5 protein-coding genes, 2 tRNA genes and 1 pseudogene are annotated in these 6,218 nt (G+C 63.4%); 2 read left to right on the plus strand and 6 right to left on the minus strand.

The features are described 5' to 3' along the window. Positions 1 to 17 precede the first annotated feature (17 nt). Positions 18 to 272: pseudogene (locus BN1127_RS03220) on the minus strand (HAD hydrolase-like protein); the annotation flags it as partial. 171 nt (positions 273 to 443) lie between these two features. Here BN1127_RS03220 and BN1127_RS03225 point away from each other — a divergent pair. Next, complete coding sequence (locus tag BN1127_RS03225; protein WP_042648464.1) at positions 444 to 1,808, plus strand: MDR family MFS transporter; 1,365 nt, start codon at positions 444 to 446, stop codon at positions 1,806 to 1,808. Positions 1,809 to 1,911: 103 nt separating this feature from the next. On the opposite strand, the gene BN1127_RS03230 is transcribed toward BN1127_RS03225, so the two are convergent. The 3 genes from BN1127_RS03230 to yqfB form a co-directional block, all read right to left on the minus strand. Further along, entirely contained in the window at positions 1,912 to 2,298 is a 387-nt protein-coding gene (locus tag BN1127_RS03230) for a DUF1622 domain-containing protein (RefSeq protein ID WP_042648465.1), read from the minus strand. A 61-nt stretch (positions 2,299 to 2,359) separates the two neighbouring features. Then, positions 2,360 to 3,052 carry an alpha/beta hydrolase gene (locus tag BN1127_RS03235; RefSeq protein WP_231557431.1) on the minus strand — a complete coding sequence of 231 codons (693 nt, stop codon included), beginning with the start codon at positions 3,050 to 3,052 and terminating at the stop codon, positions 2,360 to 2,362. Positions 3,053 to 3,368: 316 nt separating this feature from the next. Continuing rightward, on the minus strand, positions 3,369 to 3,701 hold the full coding sequence (yqfB, locus tag BN1127_RS03240) for a N(4)-acetylcytidine aminohydrolase (RefSeq protein ID WP_042648466.1): 333 nt from the start codon (positions 3,699 to 3,701) through the stop codon (positions 3,369 to 3,371). Positions 3,702 to 3,970: 269 nt separating this feature from the next. Between yqfB and BN1127_RS03245 the strand changes: the two genes are divergently transcribed. Beyond that, the gene (locus BN1127_RS03245; RefSeq protein ID WP_042648467.1) at positions 3,971 to 5,803 is read left to right on the plus strand and encodes an SLC13 family permease; all 1,833 of its coding nucleotides are present in this window, start codon (positions 3,971 to 3,973) and stop codon (positions 5,801 to 5,803) included. A gap of 190 nt (positions 5,804 to 5,993) precedes the next feature. On the opposite strand, the gene BN1127_RS03250 is transcribed toward BN1127_RS03245, so the two are convergent. Further along, positions 5,994 to 6,077: transfer RNA gene (locus tag BN1127_RS03250), tRNA-Leu, on the minus strand. Positions 6,078 to 6,085: 8 nt separating this feature from the next. Then, positions 6,086 to 6,162, minus strand: a tRNA-Met gene (locus BN1127_RS03255). Positions 6,163 to 6,218: the final 56 nt, after the last annotated feature.

Here is a 6,218-nt window from a genome sequence, read left to right on the forward strand (position 1 = left end):
AAAAGAGCACACTACCAGATTCGCTCCCCGGATGCCGCGACCGCCGTCGTGGTGAGGCAGGCGGCGGGCTTGACCCTCGGCTGCTGATTCATGAGACAATTGCGGGTGGGAATGCCACCGTACTCATTGAGCTGGGCCCGATCGAACGGCAGGCCGAACTCGGTGCTGGTGATCTCCCAGGCATCCAGGTGCAGGGGCATGGAGTCCACCAGGGTGCCGTCCATATCGAAGATCAGGGCGTCGTATTGTTCAAACTGGAACTGCTCGGACATGGGGTACTTCCTCCTCGGCTAAAAGAGCACACTACCAGATCCGCTCCCCGGATGCCGCGACCGCCGTCGTGGTGAGGCAGGCGGCGGGCTTGACCCTCGGCTGCTGATTCATGAGACAATCATGCGCTCTGCGCCTCGGGTGCCGGCATCTCACAGTAGCGAGCCTCTTTTATGTCCCCAAAAACCGTCTTCTCGAGCGTGGCCCTGGTGATCGCCCTGGGCTCACTGGAAAAGAGCATAGTCACCACCCCCTTGCCCATCATTGGCGCCGAGCTGAACGCCGGCGCCGCCCTCACCTGGGTGGTCACCGCCTACCTGCTGGCGGCCACCGCCGCCCTGCCCATATACGGCAAGCTGAGCGATCTGTTCGGCCGGGTACGGATGCTCAACATCGGCATAGGCCTGTTTCTGGCGGGGTCGGTGGCCTGTGCCCTGGCCCAGGATCTGACGACCCTGCTGGCGGCCAGGGTGTTGCAAGGGTTGGGGGGCGGGGGGCTGATCGCGCTCGCCTTCACCGTCATCGCCGACTGCATTCCCCCGCGGGAGGTGGGCAAGTATCAGGGCTACATCTCGGCGGTCTATGCGGTCTCCAGCATCGCCGGGCCCCTGCTCGGGGGTTATTTCACCGAGCAGCTGAGCTGGCGCTGGATCTTCTGGATCAACCTGCCCCTCGGGGCCCTGGCGCTCTGGCTAGTGAACCGCAACCTGGGCCACCTCAATGTGCGCCGTCACAGCCGCTTCGACTGGAAGGGGGCGGGGCTGCTCATCACCGTCACCACCCTCTCCCTGCTGCTGCTCTCGCCGGAAACCACGCTGTCCGCCATCTGGCTGGCGGCGGGGTTGGCCCTGGCCCTGCTGTTGCTCATTCTGGTGGAACGACGGGCCCAGGATCCCATACTGCCCGCCCATCTGGCCCGCTTGCCCGGTTATCTGGTGAGCGTGCTGCTGGCGCTGGCCTCGCAACTGCTGATGTTTGCCGTGCTGGTCTACCTGCCGCTGCAGATGCAGTGGCAGAAGGGGATGGGGGCCAGCGAGAGCGGCCTCTACATGGTGATCTTCATGGTCTGCATCACGGCGGGGGCCTTCGTCGGCGGCAAGCTGATCGGCCGCACCGGTCATTACAAGCGCTTCGTGGTGGCGGGCTTCGCCCTGGCGGCGCTGGCGCTGTGGCAGATCCATTTCGATCTCTTTGCCAATCTGGGGCTGGGCTTCGCCGGTCTGGGGTTGGGGCTGGCGCTGCCGGCCCTCTCGGTGGTGGTGCAAAACGCCCTGCCGCGGGAAGATCGCGGCATCGGCATGTCCCTGTTCAACTTCGGCCGTGAGCTGGGAGGCGCGGTCGGGGTGGCTATCTGCGCCGTGCTGTTCCACAGGGCCCTGCCGGCCGGGACCAGCCACAACCTGGCGAGCCTGAGCCCCGCCGAGCTGGCACCGGGGTTCAGCGCCACCTATGTGGGCATGGCACTGATCGCCAGCGCCGCTCTGCTCATCACCTTGCTGGCCCTGAAACGCCACGAGCTGGCCAGCATGCCGGCCTGATGGCTGCTATCCGATACAAAGAGGGCTCCCCGCGGGGAGCCCTCTTCATTGGTGCAGGCTGGAGCCTTTCTTCCTGTTTCGCGGCCTTCTGTCAGTCTGCCGCTTATCGGGCGTCGGGGCGGGAGGGCAACCTGACCGGCTCGGGTCGCTGGCGCTCGGTTTGGGCGTCCAGCTCCTTGCCGAGGAAGTAGTTAAGGAAGGTACGGATCACCGCGATGATGGCGAGACGAACCAGCTCTTCTTTACTCGGCGCGACCGTGGTGGCCAGGATGTCGGCGGCGAGCTGGAACTCCAGGGCCAGGATGAGCCAGCTGCCAAAGCAGAGGCGGATGCGGGGAAAACCGGGTTCGTGATCCCGCACCCGTGCCGCCAGCCAGAGGGTCTTGCCCAGCCCTGTCACCACGCAGGCGATAGAGATGATCTCCAGCAGCAGCTGGAACAGCTCGACCCCGTGCATCATGCCCTCTCTCAGGCTCGCTATCTCAAACACTCGGGTCACCTCCCTGATTCAAAAGGGACACTTTTAACACGGCATGGGGGAGGGATCCAACTCAGAGCCCCTTGAGCAGCATGGCGACCTGCGCGAGAGCATGACGGGCCGCAGGGCTGATGCCCGCCAGCTGGAAGAAACCGTGGATCACCCCGAGCTGCCGCTGACAGGTGGCGGCAACGCCGGCTTGCAGCAGTTTGCCATAGAGGGCCTCTCCCTCGTCACGCAGGGGATCGTACTCGGCCGTGAGGATATGAGTGGGCGGCAGTCCCGCAAGATCAGGATGGTGCAGCGGGCTCGCCTCGGGATGGCTGGCGGGCAGCCTGCCCAGATAGGCCTGAAACCCGCTGAGCAACATGTCACGGGTGATAAGGTAGTCCTCACCGAGCTGCTGATAGCTGTCACTGTCGCCCGCAGCATCGAGCATGGGGTAGATGAGGATCTGGGCGGCGGGCAGTGAAGCTCTCACCGCCTTGAGCCGCAAGGTGGTGACCAGGGCGAGGTGGCCACCGGCACTGTCGCCTGCGAGTGCGACCCGCCCGGGATCGCCGTGCCACTGCGGCAGCGCGGTCATGATGGCGAAGGTCGCTGCCAGCGCGTCGTCATGGGCGGCAGGATAGGGATGCTCGGGGGCGAGGCGGGTATGTACGGCAAACACCAGGGCATGGGCACTGTTGCACAGCATCCGCATCTGGCGATCGTGGGTCTCGAAATCCCCGCTGACGAAACAGCCGCCGTGGAAATAGATCAGCACCGGATAAGTGGTGGAAGGGGGGGGATTTGGGCTGGTAGAGCCGGATGGCGTAGTGATCGGCCTGCCACTCTTCGATGGCGCCCACCTCTTCCCGCTCGCCCCCCAAGACGACAGAGGCAAGATAGCCCTCACGCCTGGCCTGCCAGCTCAGCTTGCTTGCCTTGGGGCGACCTGCGGCGATGAAGTCCGCCACCATGGTGGCGAGTGCGGGTTCGAGTCCTGTATTCATGCTGCACCATTAACTGTATATAAAAACAGGCATTGTGCGCTTTTGGCCCGAGACTGCAACCGGGGTTAGCTGAGGCAGCTCACAAAATCAGGCTTCAATCAGTGTGAATTCAATTACATAGAGCGGCGGCAGTGCGGGGTAGATGTCCCGGATGACGGTTTTGAGCTCGGCGAGGGTCATGTTCTCCTGGCGAGCGTGCTCGTCGGTCAGCTCATCGAAGGCCACGGGGGTGACCGAGAGCACCTCTATGGCACCAAAGGGCTGGTGCTCCGGGTTGGTGAAGAGCGCGAGGCGCTGGCCGGGCTGCCAGTTGGCCTCGCTCTCGTCGCGGATGGTGATGGTCTTGCGGCCGGACTGGATATCGGCGACAAAGCGGCCGAAGAAGGTGAATTCCGGGTAGGTTGGGGTGTGAACAGACATTTTCTCTCCGAAGGACAAGGGGTGAGCAGGGGCCGGATCAGCCAGTGGCTGGCCCATTCTAGGTGTGCTGGGGAGGGCGCGCAGCACTTTTTGCCAGACGGGCGCTGGGGCGCTTGCTCTGCCTTGCAAAGTGGCTGCAAGTGAACCCGAATGTGCGATGATGTGGGCTCCTCTTTCTTGATATGTAACAAAATGGAGGGGGACTGGCTGTGGTCTGATGGCGTCTGGCGCGGTTCTTCGCCCGGCGGACATGAACGAAAGGAGCGAGTGTGAATTCCGAGTTGATCTGGGTGCTCAGTATGCTGGTGGGTGCCATCTTCCTGTTTATTACCAACAGGGTACGCATGGATGTGGTGGCCCTGTTGATCATCATCCTGTTCGTGTTGAGCGGCACCCTGACGCTGCCACAGGCGCTGGCGGGGTTCAGTGATCCCAACGTCATCCTGATCGCCGCCCTGTTCGTGGTGGGGGATGGGCTGGTGCGCACCGGCATCGCCTATCAGGTGGGGGATGCCCTGGTGAAGGTGGCGGGCAGCAGTGAGACCCGGTTGCTGGTGCTGCTGATGGTGGCGGTGGCGACCCTGGGGGCCGTGATGAGCTCAACCGGTGTGGTGGCCATCTTCATCCCCGTGGTACTGAGCGTGGCGAACCGGATGGGGATCCCTGCCGGACGGCTGATGATGCCCCTCGGCTTTGCCGGTCTCATCAGCGGCATGATGACGCTGGTGGCCACCCCGCCCAACATGGTGGTGAACAGCGAGCTGATGCGCCACGACATCCAGGGCTTCGGCTTCTTCGGTTTCACCCCCATGGGGGTGCTGATCCTCGGGCTGGGGGTGATCTACATGCTGCTGATGCGTAACCGTCTGGTGCGCGAGGGGGAAGAGGGCAAAGGCAAGCAGGCGGGGCGCAGCACAATGCGCGATCTCATCCGCGACTATCGCCTGGCCGGGCGGGCGCGCCGCCTGGCGATCCGCCCCGACTCTCCCCTGATAGGCCAGACCCTGGACGAGCTGCAGCTGCGTGCCCGCTTCGGGGCCAACGTCATCGGGCTGGAGCGCTGGCGCAAGTTTCGACGGGTGATGGTGACCGTCTCCGGCGTCACCGAGTTCCAGGCCAAGGACGTACTGCTCATCGACATGTCCGACCCCGAGGTGGATGTGCGGGAGTTTTGCACCGAGGCGCGGCTCGAGCCCATGATATTGCGCGGAGAGTATTTCTCGGATCAGGCGCGGGAGGTGGGTATGGCCGAGGTCTCCCTCATTCCCGAATCCCGCCTGCTCGGCAAGAGCATCCGCGAGGTGGCGTTTCGTTCCCGCTACGGCCTGAGCGTGGTCGGGATCCGCCGCAACGGTGAGGCGCTCACCGGCAAGCTGGTGGATGAGCCGCTGCTGATGGGGGACAGCCTGCTGGTGGTGGGCAACTGGAGCCTCATTCGCCAGTTGCAGACCCACCACCGGGACTTCCTGCTGCTCGGCCTGCCCGCCGAGGTGGACGAGATGGCGCCGGCTCGCAGCCAGGCCATCCACGCCCTGATTGCCCTCACGGTCATGATAGTGCTGATGGTGACGGATCCCGTGCCCAACGTCATAGCGGCGCTCATCGCCTGCCTGCTGATGGGCAAGTTCCGCTGCATCGACATGGAGAGCGCCTACAAGTCCATCCACTGGCCGACCCTGATCCTGATCGTCGGCATGCTGCCCTTTGCCCTGGCGTTGCAGGAGACCGGCGGGGTGGATCTCATCGTCGGCGCGCTGATCTCGGCGGTAGGGGAGATGGGGCCCCGTGTCATGCTGGCCAGCCTGTTCGTGCTCTGCGCGGCCATCGGGCTCTTCATCTCCAATACGGCCACCGCTGTGCTGATGGCGCCCATTGCGCTTGGTACTGCCCAGCAGATGGGGGTCTCCCCCTATCCCTTCGCCATGACCATTGCCATTGCCGCCTCGGCGGCCTTCATGACGCCGGTCTCCTCACCGGTCAATACCCTGGTGCTCGGGCCCGGCAACTACAAGTTCATGGACTTCATCCGCGTGGGCGTGCCGTTTACGGTGCTGGTGATGGTGGTGAGCGTCATCGCCATCCCCTGGTTCTTCCCGTTCTGAGCTCGTTTGAGGGAGACAAGGAGTGCAAGCGGCCTGCGGGCCGCTTTTTATTGGCTATCCTTCCCGACGCTGTGGGATGAGGTTCGGGCTGACAAGGTAGTGAGCAGGGAGAGCGGCAGGGGAGGAGACAAGGGCTGAAATCCGGGCACAAAAAAACCAGCATAAGCTGGTCTGTTTGGTACTGCCTTGATGGTGCGGAAGGAGAGACTCGAACTCTCACGCCTAGGGCGCCAGAACCTAAATCTGGTGCGTCTACCAATTTCGCCACTTCCGCAATATTAATGGTGGCTATGACGGGATTCGAACCTGTGACCCCCGCATTATGAGTGCGATGCTCTAACCAACTGAGCTACATAGCCGTTTGTTATCGACCACCAAGTGGAAGAGAACAAAATAATGGCTGGGGTACTAGGAT

The sequence above is a fragment of the Aeromonas media genome, assembly GCF_000819985.1.
GTDB classification, from domain to species: Bacteria; Pseudomonadota; Gammaproteobacteria; order Enterobacterales; family Aeromonadaceae; genus Aeromonas; species Aeromonas media.